Below are 16,761 nucleotides of genomic sequence, written 5' to 3' on the forward strand. Positions count from 1 at the left end.
GCAAACGTGGCCACGTGTCCGATACTCGCTGTCTTGACCACAACATCAGGAGAGACTCATGGGAACCATGATCGAATTCAAGCGCCCGGATGGCGCCGCGGTGCAAGGCTACCTGGTCGAGGCCGAGAAGGCCTTCGGGTCGGTGGTCGTGATCCAGGAGTGGTGGGGATTGAACGACCAGATCCTCGGTGTGGCCCAGCGTTTCGCGCAGGCCGGCTTCACCGCCCTGGTGCCCGATCTCTATCGCGGAAAGAAGACCGTCGAGGCCGAGGAGGCCCACCATCTGATGAGCGGGCTGAACTTCGCCGAAGCGGCCTCGCAGGACGTGCGCGGCGCGCTGCAATATCTGAAGGCGCGCGGCGGCAAGGTGGGCATCACCGGCTACTGCATGGGCGGCGCGCTGACCCTGCTGGCCTCGTCGATGGCGTCCGAGGCCGATGCCGGTGTCGTCTGGTATGGCTACCCGCCGCTGGAGTATGTCGACGCCTCGAAGATCACCGTGCCGTTGATGGCGCATTGGGCCACGCAGGACGCGGCGTTCGCCATCGCGGGGGTCGATGCCCTCGAGGAGAAGCTGAGCGCGGCGGGCGTGCGCTATGAAGGGCACCGCTACCAGGCGCATCACGCCTTCGCCAACGAAACCGCGCAAGGCCCGGGCCGGATCCCCATCACGCAATACGACGCCGTGTGGGCCCAGCTCGCGTGGGATCGCACGCTGCGCTTCTTTGGCCGGGAACTCGGCTGACGGCGGTCGGTCGCGGCACGCCGGTGCGGCGGCCTGATCGACACGCCTACTTCGACTTGTTGGTGTAGCTGGCGTTGCCCAGCCCGGTGCCGATCGTCAGCACCGCCCAGCGCTTCACGTCCTGCATGAACGGCAGTTCGCTGAGGCCCTGCACCACCGCATCGTTGTGCATCAGCGCCATGGTCGGCGCTCCGGCGATCATCGGGATCCTCTTGCACAGCTCGCTCGGCAGGTGGAAGCTGTCGCCGTCCCAGTCGCCCGGCAGGTTCTGCGCGCCGCGCGAGATCGAGCCGTCCTTGCGGATCAGGCCCGGGCAGGCGATGCCGATGAAAGGCGCCAGGCGGATGCCTTTCTTCCTGCCGTAGCGGATCTGCGCCTCGAGCATCTCGGCCAGGCGGTCGATCAGCAGCGTGCGGCTCGGGCGTTCGTCGGCGTGGCGCCATTTCTCGCGCCGCACCACCTTGGCCTTCGACAGGTCGGGCGCGCGCTTCCTGCGCAGCTTGACGATGCCGCAGCGCACGTTGGTGCCGCCGATGTCGAGCGCGAGGATGGCGTCGTGGCCCTTCAGCAGCGGCGGTGGCACGAGGTGCACCCAGCCGAGCAGGCCGCCGTCGTCCGGCTCGTGGCAGATCCGGGCCAGTTCCACCGACACCTTCATGTGCTGCAGGATGGCCGCCGCCTGCAGCACGGCGCGCTCGCCCACGTCGCTGCCCGGAAATCCGCCGCCGATCACGATCCGCTCCACACCGCTCCACGACGGCTGGCGCAGGAAGCGTTCGATCACCCAGGCCAACTCCTGCGCGAACGCCTCGATCGCGCCGTGGAGCAGGTCCGAAGCCTCGGACGCCTCGGTCCGGCCGAGCGCCTCGTCGAGCTCCCGCTTGCCGAGGTCCTTCGAATGGACGCCGCCCAGCGGATCCCGGCCCTTGCGCCGGCGGCGCTGGCGCCAGCGCTCCAGCAGCTGCCGGAAGGCGGTCTGGCTGGCCTGGTCGCCGACGAAACCGTCCTTGTCGCGCAACTGGAGGCTGTAGCCCTCGACGGTCACCGAGGGCAATTCGCGAGCGCCGTGTGCTTCGGGCAGCGGCGTCGCCTGCGGGTCCTTGGCCATTGCTTCTTTCTTCTTTCATTTCCGGCCGATTTCGCTCTCGCTAGTCGGCCGTTGTCTCGAGGATCAGCTGCGCCGTCTCTTCCGGCGCGTCCCAATGGGGGTAGTGGCCGCAGCGTTCGAACCAGTGCAGCCGCGCATCGGGAAACAGTTGCTGCACGCGCGTCGCCTGCCTGGGATGGCAGATCCGGTCGAGGCGGCCCCAGCCGATCACCATCGGCTTGGAGATCCGCCCGAGGGGCGAGCCCTTCAATGGCGCCCCGCGCATGAAGTCCTTCAGCATCGGCTCGAAGGACCGGGCCGACGCGTAGCTGCGCATTTCCTCCAGCACCAGGGCCGGCGCCAGCTTGCGAGCGTACGGCGAGAAGCGTGCCAGCAACAGCGATCGCGACCACTCATGGGCGGTGATCGACGGCATCGCGAACTTCAGCGTCCGCGCGAGTTGCATCGACATGCGGATCGAACTCTGGAACGCCAGGCGCTCCCATCCGACCCAGAAACCGCCCGGGCCGAGCAGGACCACCGCGCCCAGCACTTCGCCGCGCCGCGCCAGCTCGAGCACCAGCCGCGCGCCCAGCGAGCTGCCGACGGCATCGGTGCCGAGCAGGTCGTGCTCGCGCAGGAACAGCGCCACCGCCGCGGCCAGCGTCTGCACCGAGACTTCGCCCGCCAGCGGCGGACTCTTGCCGAAACCCGGGAGATCGATCGCCACCACGGCGCGCTCCGCGGCCAGGGGCTCGAGGATGGTTTGCCACGTGTGCCAGCTGCTGCCCAGTCCATGCACCAGCAACAGAGGCTTTCCTTGACCGCGGCGGACGTAGTTGATCAACACCCGTCGACTGTGGCCGGCTTGGCTGCCGGGCAGCATCAGCACGACGCACCATCGGCTGTAGGAGAACGGCATGTTCGGCCCCCGCAGCCGCACGGCGCGACCGCGCGCCGATACACTGGCCCGATGCAATTGCCTCGTCGCAGGTGGCTCGCCGCCCTGGCCTTCCTGGCCGTCTTTTGCGCCGCCCTGGCTTCGAGTGCCCAGGAGCAGCCACTGCGCATCGGCTCCAAGCGCTTCACCGAGTCCTACATCCTCGCCGAGGTGCTGGCACAGACCGCCGCGCCCCGGACCCCGGTCGCCCCGGTGGTGCGGCAGGGGCTCGGCAACACGGCCATCGTGTACGAGGCCCTGCGCTCCGGCGAGATCGACCTCTACGCCGAATACACCGGCACCATCGCGCTCGAAATCCTCAAGGGCCGGCAGTCGATGACCCGCGAAGCCATGAACGCGGCCTTGCAGCCGCTCGGACTCGGCGTGGCGGTCCCGCTCGGCTTCAACGACGGCTATGCGCTCGCGATGCGCGCCGCCGACGCCGACCGGCTCGGCGTGCGCACCCTGAGCGACCTGGCCGGCCATCCGGCGCTGCGGCTCGGCCTCTCGAACGAGTTCATCGGCCGTGCCGACGGCTGGCAGGGGCTGGCCGCGCGCTACGGTTTCGGCCAGACGCCGACCGGGCTGGACCACGGACTGGCCTATGAGGCGATCGCGGCGAAGCAGATCGACGTCATCGACATCTACACCACCGACGCCAAGATCGACCACCTGGGCCTGCGGGTGCTCGAGGACGACCGGCGCTACTTCCCGCGCTACGACGCCGTGCTGCTGTACCGGCTCGACCTGCCGACGCGGCTGCCCGAGGCCTGGGCCGCCCTGCAGACGCTCGAGGGCCGCATCGACGAGCGCGCGATGATCGCGATGAACGCGCGCGCCGAACTGCAGGGCACGGCCTTCGACGTGATCGCGCGCGATTTCCTGGCGGCGGGAAAGCCCGGCGCGAAGGCGCCCGCAGCGACCGACGGCGCCGCCCGCGGCTTCATGGCCAAGCTGTTCGGCCCCGACCTGGGCCGGCTCGCGCGCCAGCACCTGCTGCTGGTCGCCGTCTCGGTCGGCGTCGCCATCCTGATCGCCGTGCCGCTCGGGATCGCGGTGTTCGCGCATCTGCGGTTGCGCGCCCTGGTGCTGGGCTTGACCGGCCTGCTGCAGACCATCCCCTCGCTGGCGCTGCTGGCGGTCCTGATCTCGCTGCTCGGCGCGATCGGCACGCTGCCGGCGCTGATCGCGCTGACGCTTTATTCGCTGCTGCCGATCATGCGCAACACGGTGACCGGGCTGGCCGAAGTGCCCGCCGGCCTGCGCGAAGCCGGCACCGCGCTGGGCCTGACCGGCGGGCAGAACCTGCGCGTGGTGCTGCTGCCGCTGGCGCTGCCCACGCTGCTGGCCGGGGTGCGCACCGCGACCACCATCGCGATCGGCACGGCGACCATCGCCGCCTTCATCGGCGCCGGCGGCTTCGGCGAACGCATCGTGACCGGGCTCGCGCTCAACGACCGCGAATTGCTGATCGCAGGCGCGGTGCCGGCCGCGGTGCTGGCGCTGCTGAGCGAGGCGCTGTTCGAAGCCATCGAGTCCTTCATGCGCCGCCAGCGCGGAGAGGTCCCGGCCTCGATTTAGACTCGACGCCCCAAGGAGGCTCTCGCACATGCACATCGTCATCACCGGCGGCGCCGGATTCGTCGGCGCCCGGCTGGCCCGAACCCTGCTCGGCGGCTCGAAACTCTCACTCGCTGGCGCTCTTCCTGCATCGATCACGACGATCACCCTGGTCGACCGCGCCGCACCGCCGCCCGACCTCGCGGCCGATCCGCGCGTCGCCGCGGTGGTCGGTGACCTCAACGACCTGCTCGCCAGCGCGCCCGAACGCGTGCTGCCGCCGGACACCGCGCTGGTCTTCCACCTGGCGGCCGCGGTCAGCGGCGAATGCGAGGCCGATTTCGACCTCGGCATGCGCAGCAATTTTGCCGCCACGAATGCCCTGCTCGACGCCTGCCGCCGGCTCGGCAGCGTGCCGACGCTGGTGTTCTCGAGCTCGCTCGCGGTCTTCGGCGATTCGCCCGAGCAGCCGCTGCCCGCGGTGATCACCGACCAGACCCTGCCGACGCCGCAGACCAGCTACGGGATCCAGAAATTCGTCGCCGAACAGCTGGTCGCCGACTACTCGCGCAAGGGCTTCATCCGCGGCCGCAGCGTGCGGCTCATGACGGTGAGCGTGCGGCCGGGCCGCCCCAACGGCGCCGCCTCCGGCTTCTTCAGCGGCATGATCCGCGAGCCGCTGGCCGGCCTGCGCGCGGCCTGCCCGGTCGCCGACGAGACACCCGTGGCAATCGCCTCGCCGGCGCGCACCATCGAGGGCCTGCTGCGTGCCGCCGAAGCCAGCGACGCCGAGTGGGGCCCGCGCACCGCGCTCAACCTGCCCTCGCTCGCCACCACGGTGGGCGAGATGGCGGCGGCCCTGGCGCGCGTGGCCGGTCCGGCCGCCACCGCCCTGCTCGACCGCACGCCCGACCCGGCGATCCGGCGCATCGTGAAGACCTGGCCCGGGCACTTCGAAACGGCGCGCGCCGCTGCGCTCGGCCTGCAAGCCGATGCCAGCTTCGAGGCGGTGGTCCGCGACTACGTCCGTGAAAATCCCGACGCGGTGAAGCTCGCTATTGCGGCATAGTCGACGGTTGCCCTGCGGGCCCGGGTCCGCACACTTTTCCACTCAGGAGACATCCCCATGAAATTGAGCCAACTGGCCGCAGGCCTGGTCCTCGGCTTTGGCATCGCGAGCGCGGCCCTTGCGCAGACGACGATGAAGATCAGCATCTCGACCGCGCAGAACTCGCACCAGGGCGTCGCCATCGATACCTTCGCGAAGGAAGTCGCGAAGCGCACCAATGGCCGCTACAAGGTCGAGACCTTCTACAACGGCTCGCTGGGCGGCGAGCGTGAATCCATCGAAGCGGTGCAGCTCGGCACCCAGGAGCTCGCCTTCTCGTCGACCGGGCCGGTGCCGAACTTCGTGCCCGAAACCAAGATCCTCGACGTGCCCTTCCTGTTCCGCGACAAGGCGCACGCCCGCGCGGTGCTCGACGGCCCGATCGGCCAGGACATGCTGGTCAAGTTCGACGCCAAGGGCTTCAAGGCGCTGGGCTGGGCCGAGAACGGCTTCCGCCACATGACCAACAGCAAGCGCGACGTGAAGGCCCCCGAGGACCTCAAGGGCCTGAAGATGCGCACCATGGAGAACCCGGTGCATATCGCGGCCTACAAGGGCTTCGGCATCATCACCACGCCGATGGCCTTCCCGGAAGTCTTCACCGCGCTCCAGCAGGGCACGGTCGACGGCCAGGAGAACCCGCTGCCGGTGATCATCTCGGCCAAGTTCGACCAGGTGCAGAAGCACCTCACGCTGACCGGCCACGTCTACTCGCCCTGCATCTTCCTGATGAACAAGGCCTCCTTCGACAAGCTCAGCGCCGCCGACAAGCAGGCCTTCCTGGATGCCGCCAAGGAAGGCATCAAGGCCAACCGGGCCCGCGTCGACGAAGACGATGCCAAGGGCGTGGCCGACCTGCGCGCCAAGGGCATGACCGTCATCGACAACGTCGACAAGGCCAAGTTCGTCGCCGCGCTGGCGCCGGTCAACGCCGACTTCGAGAAGCAGTTCGGCAAGGCCAACCTGGACAAGATCCGCGACGTCAAGTAACCGGCCGCCGCGATACTCATCGCGGCAGCGCGCGCCCGCACAGCCTGCGCTGGCGGGCGTTTTTTTGTCCGAACCCCTGATGCGCCAATGAAATCCGCCTTCCTCGCACTCGACCGCTGGACCACCGGCCTGGCGATGGCGATCGCCTGCTTCATGCTGGTGGTCGCCTCTGCCCTCGGCGTGTTCCAGATCGTCACCCGCTTCGTGCTCGAACAACCGGCCGAATGGTCCGAGATCCTGATCCGCATCAGCCTGATCTGGATGGTCTTCCTGGGCATCCCGACCGCCTTCCGCCAGGGCGCCATGGTCAGCGTCGACGTGCTCTACCGATGGAGTCCGCCGAAGGTCCGCCGCGTGCTCGACTGGGTGGTGTGCCTGGCCGCGCTGACCCTGATCGCGGTCATCATCTGGTGGGGCTGGGACTACGCGCAGCGCGGCAGCGTGCAGTCGATGGCCGGCCTCGAATCGGTCTCGATGTTCTGGGCCTACCTGGCGCTGCCGGTGGGCGGGCTGTTCTGCGTGATCGGCATCATCGCCAACCTGATCGACCCGAAGCGCAACGAACTGGAAACCGCTCAATGACCCCCGTGATGATCACGACCATGGTGGTGTGCTTCGCACTCACCATCTCCGTCGCCGTTTCCATCGGCCTGGCCTCGGTGCTCGGCATCCAGGTCTCCAACGCGAACATGCTGATCTCCGTCAAGGAGATGTTCAACGCGATCAACAAGTTTCCGCTCGCCGCCATTCCCTTCTTCATCCTGGCCGGCAACCTGATGGAGACCGGCGGCATCTCGCGCCGCCTGGTCGACTTCGCCAAGAGCCTGGTGGGTGGCGTCCAGGGCGGCCTGCCGATGACCTGCGTGCTGACCTGCATGATCTTCGCGGCGGTGTCGGGCTCTTCGGTGGCGACCACCTTCGCGATCGGCGCGATCCTGATCCCGGCGCTGATCAAGCATGGCTACCCGGTCGGCTACGCCGCCGCGCTGCAGGCCACCAGCGCCGAACTCGGCGTGATCATTCCGCCCTCGATTCCGATGATCCTCTACGGCGTCAGCGCCGAAGTGTCGATCGGCGAGCTGTTCATCGCCGGCTTCGGACCGGGCATCCTGATCAGCCTGGCGCTGATGGCCTTCGTCTACGTCTACTGCAAGTTCAAGGGGCTGGGCAAGAACGACGGCGACGGCCGGCTCGGCGTCGCCACCGCCACCTGGCGTGCCGGCTGGGCGCTGCTGATGCCGGTGATCATCCTCGGCGGCATCTACGGCGGTATCTTCACGCCCACCGAGGCGTCGGCGGTGGCCGTGCTGTACGCGCTGATCGTCGGCACGCTGATCTACCGCGAGATCAAGCCGGCCGAACTCTATGCGGTGCTGCGCAAGTCGGTGGTGTCGTCGTCGGTGATCATGTTCATCATCGCCAACGCCGGGCTGTTCGCCTTCCTGATCACGCGTGCCGGCGTGCCCGACGCCATCGGCCGCTGGCTCCAGGAGGTGCTGCAGTCGCCGGCGATGTTCCTGCTCGGCGTCAATGGCGCCCTGTTCGTGATCGGCATGTTCATCGAGACCAGCGCGGCGATCATCGTGCTGGCGCCGATCCTGGCGCCGGTGGCCATGCACTTCGGCATCGACCCGGTGCACTTCGGCCTGGTGATGGTGGTGAACCTGGCGCTCGGCATGATCACGCCGCCCTTCGGCGTCAACCTGTTCGCGGCCTGCACGGTGGCGCGCATCTCGCTCGACCGCATCGTGCCCTACCTGATTCCGTTCGTGCTGGTCATCCTGGCCTGCCTGATGGTGGTCACCTACGTGCCCGGCGTCTCGCTCGGATTGCGCGACCTGGTCTACGCGAAGTAGCACCCTGTTGATGCGGACGGTTTCACGAAGCCGTCACGCCAGGGGTCCATGCTGCGGCGCTCGCCCACCGAACGCCGCAGCATCCCATGTTCCTCATCAAGACCGACAAGGCGCGCCATGAACTCAGCCCCGGCTGCCGCAGCCTGGGCCAGCGCGAGCGCGCCCTGCTGCTGATGGCCGATGGCCAGCGCTCGGTGACCGACTTCGGCCAGTTGTTCGGCGGCCGGGACGAAGCCGGGCGTGTCGCGCTGCACCTGGTGCGCGAAGGCTACCTGCTGGACCGCGGGCCCCTGGCGCAGGACCGCGTGCCTGTGCCTGAGCAGGAACAGCCCGCCGATCCAGCGCCGGGCGCGGCCGATGCCTTCGACGGCAAGCGCTCGCTCGCCACCACGCGCATGTTTCTTTTCGATCTGTGCGAACGCATGTTCGTACGCCGCGATCCCCTGCTGGCCGACCGGTTCCGCGAGATGCTGCGGGAGGCGCGCGATCGCGGCGCGATGCTGGCCGTGGCGAGCGGGATGCTCGACGAAATCGAAAAGGCAGCGGGCACCGAACGCGCCGAGTCGATCCGCGAGCGCATCGACCGGCTGCTGCCGGCCGCGGCCGTGCACTGAAAAACGCCGGCCGGGCGGTCGCCGATTCCCTTACACTCGCCCGGTCAGGAGAGCGTCCCGCCACGATGGGGCCGCCGAAGGCGCAGGTCCCTCGAAACACGGGCCCGAACGCTCAGGCAAAAGGACTGACGAAGCGCCCGTTCCCGGGCGTTTCCTTGCTGGAGAGAGGCGGTTCGTCGCGCAGTCGCGCCGGTCCGTCCACCGAAGGAGCAAACCCCGATCGTGGGGCGAATCTCTCAGGTAAAGCGGACAGCAGGGGTGGCCCATGGCTTCTTGCCATGGAACTAGACTGCCCCTTTGGAGAAACGCCCTTGGCCGCCGCATCCGACGATCTTCAGAAGACCCCGCTCCATGGCCTGCACCTGGCGCTGGGCGCCCGCATGGTGCCCTTTGCCGGCTACGAAATGCCGGTGCAGTACCCCGCCGGGCTGATGGCCGAGCACCGCCACACGCGCGAGGCTGCCGGCCTGTTCGACATCTCCCACATGGGACAGCTGCGCCTGGCCGGCCCCGATGCCGCCGCCGCCTTCGAGAGCCTGATGCCGGTCGACGTGATCGGCCTGGCGCCCGGCAAGCAGCGCTACGGGCTGCTGCTGAACGACGAAGGCGGCATCCTCGACGACCTGATGTTCTTCAACGAAGGCCAGGATTCGCTGTTCGTGATCGTCAACGGCGCCTGCAAGCAGGCCGACATCGCCCACATCACGGCCCGGATCGGCCAACGCTGCCAGGTGCTGCCGATGCCCGACCACGCGCTGCTCGCGCTCCAGGGACCGCAGGCCGCGGCCGCATTGGCGCGCCTGTCGCCGGGCATCGAGCGCTTCGTCTTCATGACCGGCGGCACGGTGCAGATCGGCGGCATCGCGGCCTTCGTGACGCGCAGCGGCTACACCGGCGAGGACGGCTTCGAGATCTCGGTCGCCGCCCGCGACGCCGAGCCACTGGCCCGCCTGCTGCTGGCCCAGCCCGAGGTGAAGCCGATCGGCCTGGGCGCGCGCAACTCGCTGCGGCTGGAGGCCGGCCTGTGCCTCTACGGCAGCGACATCGACCCAGGCACCACGCCGGTCGAGGCCTCCCTCGGCTGGGCGATCCAGAAGGTGCGGCGCAGCGGCGGCGCGCGCGAAGGCGGCTTCCCCGGCGCGGCCAGGGTGCTGGCGCAGCTCACGGCCGCCAACGGCGCGGCCGGCCACCTCGACCACGAGACGCTCAAGCGCAAGCGGGTCGGACTGGTCGCGCTGGAACGCATCCCGGTGCGCGACGGCTCCGTGCTCGAATCCTTCGAGGGTCTGCCGATCGGCCAGGTCACCAGCGGGCTGCTGGGCCCGACCGTCGACCGGCCGGTCGCGATGGGCTATGTGGCGCTCGCCTACGCCGAGCCCGGAACGCGGATCCAGGCCATCGTGCGCGGCAAGCCGGTGCCGATGGAAGTGAGCACCCTGCCCTTCGTTCCCGCGCGCTATCACCGGGGCTGAGGCCTCCCCGATTTTTCGATTTCTTCAAGCCAGCCATTTTTCAAGGAGTTTTTCATGAGCCTCAAGTACACCAAGGACCACGAGTGGGTGCGGCAGGAAGCCGACACGGCGCTGGTCACGGTCGGCATCACGGTGCATGCGCAGGACGCTCTCGGCGACGTGGTCTTCGTCGACCTGCCTGAAGTCGGCAAGAGCTTCGCTCAGGGCGACGTGGCCGGCGTGGTCGAGTCGGTCAAGGCCGCGGCCGACGTGTTCATGCCGATTTCGGGCGAGATCACCGAGGTCAACGAAGCGCTGCGCGCCGATCCCTCGCTCGCCAACAGCGCACCGATGGATGCCGGCTGGTTCTTCAAGGTGCGCCTGAGCGACCCGGCGCAGCTCGAGCCGCTGCTCGACGAGACCGCCTACGCGAAATTCTCCGCCGACAACTGAACCCTACGCCCCGACCGGACCCTCCCATGCCGACGCCCGTGCTGCCCACTTCCCCCTCGCTCAGCGAACTCCAGAACGCCGAGGAATTCATCGCGCGCCACATCGGCATCGAAGCCGAGGACGAGGTCCGCATGCTCGCCGCCGTCGGCTCGGCCACGCGCGCCGAACTGATCGACGGCATCGTGCCGCCGGCCATCCGCCGGCGCCGGCCGATGCGGCTGGCGCCGCCGATCACCGAGGCCGATGCGCTGGCCGAGCTGAAGGCGATCGCCGCGAAGAACAAGGTGGCCAGGAACTTCATCGGCCAGGGCTACTACGGCACCCACACGCCCGGCGTGATCCTGCGCAACGTGCTGGAGAACCCGGCCTGGTACACCGCCTACACGCCCTACCAGGCCGAGATCTCGCAGGGCCGCATGGAGGCGCTGGTCAATTTCCAGACCATGGTCTGCGACCTCACGGGCATGGCGATCGCCAATGCCTCGATGCTCGACGAGGCCACCGCGGCGGCCGAGGCCATGACATTGGCCCGGCGCAGCGTCAAGAGCAAGAGCAACGTGTTCCTGGTCTCGGGCGACTGCCATCCGCAGACCATCGAGGTGATCCGCACGCGCGCAGCGCCGCTGGGGATCGAGGTCAAGGTCAGCACCGCCTCCGAGACGCTGCCGCACCTGATGGCCAGCGGCGGCTTCTTCGGCGCGCTCGCGCAATACCCCGCCACCACGGGCCAGGTGCACGACCTGCGCCCGCTGGCCGGCCACGCGCACCAATGCGAGGCCGCCTTCTGCGTCGCGGCCGACCTGCTGGCGCTGACGCTGCTGGCGCCGCCGGGCGAATGGGATGCGGACATCGTCTGCGGCACCACCCAGCGCTTCGGCATGCCGATGTGCAACGGCGGTCCGCATGCGGCCTACCTGGCCTGCCGCGACGAGTTCAAGCGCTCCCTGCCCGGCCGTCTGGTGGGCGTCAGCGTCGACGCGCACGGCCAGCCGGCCTACCGCCTGGCGCTGCAGACGCGCGAGCAGCACATCCGGCGCGAGAAGGCCACCTCGAACATCTGCACCGCGCAGGTGTTGCCCGCGGTGGTCGCGAGCATGTACGCCGTCTACCATGGGCCCCAAGGGCTGCGCCGCATCGCGCAGCGCGTCGCGCTGTTGACCGCGGTGCTGGCGCAGGGCCTCGAGCAACTGGGCCGCGAGCTGGTCAACAGCACCGCCTTCGACTCGCTCACGATCCGCACCGGCGACGACACGCAGGCGATCGACGAACGCGCACAGGCGGCCGGCATCAACCTGCGCCACCGCCTGCAGCACCACCTGGGCGTCTCGCTCGACGAGACCACCACGCGGGCCGACGTCGAGATGTTGTGGGGCCTGTTTGCGCCTTCCGGCACCCGGGGCCCTGACTTCGACGCCATCGCCGCCACGGCGCGGGCCCGCATTCCCGAAGATCTGCGCCGCACCAGCGACTTCCTGACGCACCCGGTGTTCAACACCCACAAGAGCGAAACCGCGATGCTGCGCTACATCCGCAGCCTGAGCGACAAGGACCTCGCGCTCGACCGCAGCATGATCCCGCTCGGCAGCTGCACCATGAAGCTCAACGCGACCAGCGAGATGATCCCGATCACCTGGCCCGAGTTCGCCGACATCCATCCGTTCGCGCCGCCCGAGCAATTGCTGGGCTATGCGCAACTCGACGCCCAGCTGCGCGCCTGGCTCTGCGAAGCGACCGGGTACGCGGGCATCAGCCTGCAGCCCAACGCCGGCTCGCAGGGCGAATACGCGGGGCTGCTTGCGATCAAGGCCTTCCACGAGGCCAAGGGCGAAGGGCACCGCGACGTCTGCCTGATCCCTTCGTCCGCGCACGGCACCAATCCGGCCAGTGCCCAGATGGTGGGCATGCAGGTGGTGGTGACGGCCTGCGACGCCGACGGCAACGTCGACATCGACGATCTGAAGCGCGCCTGCGAGAAGCACGGCGACAAGCTGGCCGCGGTGATGATCACCTACCCCAGCACCCACGGCGTGTTCGAGACCCGCGTGAAGGAGCTCTGCGAGATCGTCCATGCGCACGGCGGCCGGGTCTACGTCGACGGCGCCAACATGAACGCGCTGGTCGGCGTGGCCGCACCGGGCGAGTTCGGCGGCGACGTCAGCCACCTGAACCTGCACAAGACCTTCTGCATCCCGCACGGCGGCGGCGGCCCCGGCGTCGGGCCGGTGTGCGTGGTGGAAGACCTGGTGCCCTACCTGCCCGGCCACGTCACCGGCGGGCTGGCGTCGAACGGCGCCGTCGGCGCGGTTTCCGCCGCGCCCCTGGGCAACGCGGCGGTGCTGCCGATCAGCTGGATGTACTGCCGCATGATGGGCGCCAAGGGCCTGCAGGCGGCGACCGAGACCGCGATCCTCAGCGCCAACTACATCAGCGCGCGGCTCAAGGACCACTACCCGACGCTGTACGCGAGCCCCAACGGCCACGTGGCGCACGAGTGCATCCTCGACCTGCGCCCGCTCAAGGAGGCCAGCGGCGTGAGCGCCGAGGACGTCGCCAAGCGGCTGATCGACTACGGCTTCCATGCGCCGACGCTGAGCTTCCCGGTGCCCGGCACGCTGATGGTGGAGCCGACCGAGAGCGAGCCGCTGGCCGAGCTGGACCGCTTCATCGACGCCATGATCGCGATCCGCGGCGAGATCCGCCGCATCGAGGAAGGCATCTGGCCCAGAGACGACAACCCGCTGCGCAACGCGCCCCACACCGCCGCCAGCCTGCTCGGCAGCGAATGGACGCGGCCCTACTCGCGGGAGCTCGGCGCCTTCCCGCTGGACAGCCTCCGGCAGGCCAAGTACTGGCCGCCGATCGGCCGGGTCGACAACGTGTACGGCGACCGCAACCTGTTCTGCAGCTGCGTGCCGCTGGAGGCGTACGCCAAGGCCTGAGGGCTTGGAAGCATTTTTTTACAATTGACGGTCCATCCGGCTGTCGATTTCGCGTTCGCTGCTTCGACGTCCCTTCAGAGCCCCGGAACTGCCTGGTCGATCCCGACCGGCGCCGGCCTCGAAACCGAAGGAGCAACGACATGCGATACATGGTGATCGTCAAGGCCAGCAAGGACTCGGAAGCCGGCGTGATGCCGAGCGAACAGCTGCTGACCGACATGGGCAACTACAACGAGGCGCTGGTCAAGGCCGGCGTGCTGCTCGCGATGGAAGGCCTCCATCCGAGCAGCAAGGGCGCCCGCATGCGCTTCGCCGGCAAGGAGCGCACCGTGGTCGACGGCCCCTTCAGCGAGACCAAGGAGCTGATTGCCGGCTTCTGGCTCTGGCAGGTGCGCTCGAAGGAGGAAGCGCTCGAATGGCTGCGCCGCGCGCCCTTCGATGATGGGACCGAGCTCGAGCTGCGCCAGGTGTTCGAGTTGGACGACTTCGGCGCCGAGCTCACGCCCGAGCTGCGTGCACAGGAAGAGCGGCTGCTCGCCGAAGTCGCCGCCAAGGCCTGAGGGGACACCCGCATGCAAGCCATTCTTCCGACCGCGCCCGCCTCGGGCGCCACCCTCTGGACCGGCCGCATCCTGAGCGGCCTGGTCGTCGTGTTCCTGCTGTTCGACGGCGCCATCAAGGTGGCCGAGATGGACGTGGTCAAGCAGACCCTGGCCGAACTCGGCTATCCGGCGGACATCGCCTTCGGCCTCGGCGTGCTGACGCTCGCGATCGGCGCGCTCTACGCCATCCCGCGCACCTCGCTGCTCGGTGCGATCCTGCTGACTGGCCTGCTCGGCGGCGCCATGGCGACCCACCTGCGCGTCGGCAGTCCGGTCTTCAGCCACCTGCTGTTCGGGCTCTACATCGGCCTGATGGCCTGGGGCGGCCTCTTCCTGCGCGACGAACGGCTGCGCGCGATGCTCCCGCTGCGGCGCTGAGCGCGCAACGCTATCCTTGCGGGATGAGATTCGTGATCCTCCGCAAGGCCGACCGGCGCACCGAGACCGGCCTCGACGACGGCGAGGCGCTGCCGATCGCCCCCGCGCTCCCCCACGCCGCGCTGCAGGCCAGTTCGCACGGCGTCCGCCTGCACTTCTCGGCGGACGGCCCGCGCGTGGTGCCGGGGCCGTTCGAGCACACCGAAGACCTGGTGGCCGCCTTCGGTTTCCTGGAGGCCGACTCGCTGCAGGCAGCCACCGATCAGCTCGGCCGCTGGGTGCCGGGGCCCGAAACCGGGCCCGTGCTCGAGATCCGCGAGTCTGGCTGCCCCGGCGGCCTGCCCGGGATCCTTTCGTCGGCCGCGCAGGGAGAACCGGGTCCGCGATTCATGGTGATGCTGCTGTCCGACGCGCAGCTGGAAGCCGACGCGCCCACCGCCCCCGAACGGCTCGATGCGATGGCCCGGCGCAATGACCAGAGCGTCGCAGCCGGCGTGCTGCTGGCGGGCGACGGCCTGAAGTCGACCGCCAAGGGCGCCCGCCTGAAGTTCGGCGGCGGCAAGCCGCGCGTGGTCGACGGCCCTTTCGCCGAAGCGAAGGAGCTGATCGCGGGCTTCTGGCTGATCCGTGCCCGGTCGATGGACGAAGCGATCGAATGGGCGAGTCGCTACCCCTACGCGCCGGCGCACCCCGTGGTCGAGATCCGCCCCGTGCGCGAGCCAGCGCGATAGGCGCTTCCGGATGAACGTCGCCGAGACGCATCGCGCGGTCAACGCGGTCTGGCGCATCGAGTCGGCGCGGATCATCGGCGCGCTGGCCCGGATGGTGCGCGATGTCGGCGTGGCCGAGGAACTGGCGCAGGACGCGCTGGTCGCGGCCCTCGAGCAATGGCCGCGCGAGGGCATCCCGGAGAATCCGGGCGCCTGGCTCACCGCCACGGCCAAGCGCCGCGCGATCGACCTGCTGCGCAAGCGCACGCTGCATGCGAACAAGGAAGGAGAAATCGGCCGCGAACTCGATGCCCGGCATGCGATCGCCGCCGCCGACTTCGCCGAAGCGGTGGACGCCGCGCTCGACGACGAGGTGGGCGACGACCTGCTGCGCCTGGTGTTCACCGCCTGCCACCCGGTGCTCTCGCCCGAGGCCCGGGTCGCCCTGACGCTGCGCCTGCTGGGCGGCCTGACCACCGACGAGATCGCACGCTCCTTCCTGGTGCCGGAAGCGACGATCGCTCAGCGCATCGTGCGCGCCAAGCGGACGCTGGCCGCCGCGCGGGTGCCCTTCGAGGCGCCGCGCGCGCACGAGCTGGCCGCCCGCCTCGCGTCCGTGCTCGAGGTCATCTACCTGGTGTTCAACGAGGGCTATTCGGCCACCGCCGGCGAAGACTGGATGCGTCCGGCGCTGTGCGATGAAGCGCTGCGGCTCGGGCGCATCCTGGCCGAGCTGGTCGCCGAGGAGCCGGAGGTCCACGGCCTGGTCGCGCTGATGGAGATCCAGGCCTCGCGCGCGGCCGCACGCATCGACGCCAACGGAGAGCCGGTGCTGCTGCTCGAGCAGAACCGCGCGCGCTGGGACCAGTTGCTGATCCGGCGCGGCCTCGCCGCACTGGAGCGAGCCGAGAAGCTGGGCGGCACCCTCGGTCCCTATGCCCTGCAGGCCGCCATCGCGGCCTGTCACGCACGCGCGCGCAGCGCGGCGCAGACCGACTGGACGCGCATCGCCGCGCTCTACGAGGCACTGGCCCAGCTCGCGCCCTCGCCGATCGTCGAACTGAACCGGGCCGTGGCGCTGTCGATGGCCTTCGGCCCGGCGGTGGGCCTCGAACTCGTCGATGCACTGCGCTCGGAGCCGCAGCTGCAGGGCTACCACCTGCTGCCGAGCGTGCGCGGCGACCTGCTCGCCAAGCTGGGCCGAAAGGGCGAGGCCCGCGAGGAGTTCAAGCGGGCCGCGGAACTCACGCGCAACGCACGCGAGCGCAAGCTGCTGCTGATGCGGGCGCTGGCCTGTTCCAGCGGCCCCGCGAGCGCCGGCTGACCGG

16 protein-coding genes and 2 riboswitches are annotated in these 16,761 nt (G+C 69.4%); of the genes, 14 read left to right on the forward strand and 2 right to left on the reverse strand.

Annotation, left to right across the window (positions count from 1 at the left end):
• Window positions 1–67 precede the first annotated feature (67 nt).
• Window positions 68–745: a dienelactone hydrolase family protein gene (locus tag AB4Z46_RS05570; protein ID WP_442282543.1), complete on the forward strand. Its 678-nt coding sequence runs from the start codon at window positions 68–70 to the stop codon at window positions 743–745.
• 46 nt (window positions 746–791) lie between these two features.
• Here AB4Z46_RS05570 and AB4Z46_RS05575 read toward each other — a convergent pair whose 3' ends face one another.
• Window positions 792–1,853 carry an ROK family protein gene (locus AB4Z46_RS05575; RefSeq protein ID WP_442282476.1) on the reverse strand — a complete coding sequence of 354 codons (1,062 nt, stop codon included), beginning with the start codon at window positions 1,851–1,853 and terminating at the stop codon, window positions 792–794.
• A 40-nt stretch (window positions 1,854–1,893) separates the two neighbouring features.
• Complete coding sequence (locus AB4Z46_RS05580) at window positions 1,894–2,754, reverse strand: alpha/beta fold hydrolase (protein ID WP_442282477.1); 861 nt, start codon at window positions 2,752–2,754, stop codon at window positions 1,894–1,896.
• A gap of 51 nt (window positions 2,755–2,805) precedes the next feature.
• On the opposite strand from AB4Z46_RS05580, the gene AB4Z46_RS05585 reads away from it, so the two are divergent.
• The 13 genes from AB4Z46_RS05585 to AB4Z46_RS05645 all read left to right on the forward strand — a co-directional run bounded on the left by AB4Z46_RS05585 (window position 2,806) and on the right by AB4Z46_RS05645 (window position 16,757).
• Window positions 2,806–4,353, forward strand: a complete 1,548-nt coding sequence (locus AB4Z46_RS05585) for an ABC transporter permease/substrate-binding protein (RefSeq protein WP_442282478.1) — start codon at window positions 2,806–2,808, stop codon at window positions 4,351–4,353.
• Between the two features lie 28 nt (window positions 4,354–4,381).
• A complete protein-coding gene (gene denD / locus AB4Z46_RS05590) occupies window positions 4,382–5,401 on the forward strand; it encodes a D-erythronate dehydrogenase (RefSeq protein ID WP_442282479.1) in 1,020 nt (339 codons plus the stop codon).
• 57 nt (window positions 5,402–5,458) lie between these two features.
• The gene (locus AB4Z46_RS05595) at window positions 5,459–6,430 is read left to right on the forward strand and encodes a TRAP transporter substrate-binding protein (protein WP_442282480.1); all 972 of its coding nucleotides are present in this window, start codon (window positions 5,459–5,461) and stop codon (window positions 6,428–6,430) included.
• Between the two features lie 87 nt (window positions 6,431–6,517).
• The gene (locus AB4Z46_RS05600) at window positions 6,518–7,012 is read left to right on the forward strand and encodes a TRAP transporter small permease (RefSeq protein WP_442282481.1); all 495 of its coding nucleotides are present in this window, start codon (window positions 6,518–6,520) and stop codon (window positions 7,010–7,012) included.
• Entirely contained in the window at window positions 7,009–8,286 is a 1,278-nt protein-coding gene (locus AB4Z46_RS05605) for a TRAP transporter large permease (protein WP_442282482.1), read from the forward strand. Before AB4Z46_RS05600 ends, AB4Z46_RS05605 begins: the two co-directional genes overlap by 4 nt.
• A gap of 86 nt (window positions 8,287–8,372) precedes the next feature.
• Window positions 8,373–8,900: a hypothetical protein gene (locus AB4Z46_RS05610; RefSeq protein ID WP_442282483.1), complete on the forward strand. Its 528-nt coding sequence runs from the start codon at window positions 8,373–8,375 to the stop codon at window positions 8,898–8,900.
• Between the two features lie 43 nt (window positions 8,901–8,943).
• Window positions 8,944–9,030: riboswitch (glycine riboswitch) on the forward strand.
• Between the two features lie 18 nt (window positions 9,031–9,048).
• Window positions 9,049–9,163: riboswitch (glycine riboswitch) on the forward strand.
• A gap of 15 nt (window positions 9,164–9,178) precedes the next feature.
• Entirely contained in the window at window positions 9,179–10,372 is a 1,194-nt protein-coding gene (gene gcvT, locus AB4Z46_RS05615; protein WP_442282484.1) for a glycine cleavage system aminomethyltransferase GcvT, read from the forward strand.
• Between the two features lie 54 nt (window positions 10,373–10,426).
• Entirely contained in the window at window positions 10,427–10,804 is a 378-nt protein-coding gene (gene gcvH / locus AB4Z46_RS05620) for a glycine cleavage system protein GcvH (protein ID WP_442282485.1), read from the forward strand.
• A 26-nt stretch (window positions 10,805–10,830) separates the two neighbouring features.
• Window positions 10,831–13,743, forward strand: a complete 2,913-nt coding sequence (gene gcvP, locus AB4Z46_RS05625) for an aminomethyl-transferring glycine dehydrogenase (RefSeq protein ID WP_442282486.1) — start codon at window positions 10,831–10,833, stop codon at window positions 13,741–13,743.
• Between the two features lie 140 nt (window positions 13,744–13,883).
• Entirely contained in the window at window positions 13,884–14,303 is a 420-nt protein-coding gene (locus AB4Z46_RS05630) for a YciI family protein (RefSeq protein ID WP_442282487.1), read from the forward strand.
• Window positions 14,304–14,315: 12 nt separating this feature from the next.
• A complete protein-coding gene (locus AB4Z46_RS05635; protein WP_442282488.1) occupies window positions 14,316–14,723 on the forward strand; it encodes a DoxX family protein in 408 nt (135 codons plus the stop codon).
• A gap of 32 nt (window positions 14,724–14,755) precedes the next feature.
• On the forward strand, window positions 14,756–15,454 hold the full coding sequence (locus AB4Z46_RS05640) for a YciI family protein (protein ID WP_442282489.1): 699 nt from the start codon (window positions 14,756–14,758) through the stop codon (window positions 15,452–15,454).
• A 10-nt stretch (window positions 15,455–15,464) separates the two neighbouring features.
• Window positions 15,465–16,757 carry an RNA polymerase sigma factor gene (locus tag AB4Z46_RS05645; protein WP_442282490.1) on the forward strand — a complete coding sequence of 431 codons (1,293 nt, stop codon included), beginning with the start codon at window positions 15,465–15,467 and terminating at the stop codon, window positions 16,755–16,757.
• The last annotated feature ends 4 nt before the right edge of the window (window positions 16,758–16,761 follow it).

The organism is Variovorax sp. M-6 (genome assembly GCF_052114385.1).
Classification (GTDB): domain Bacteria; phylum Pseudomonadota; class Gammaproteobacteria; order Burkholderiales; family Burkholderiaceae_C; genus Variovorax.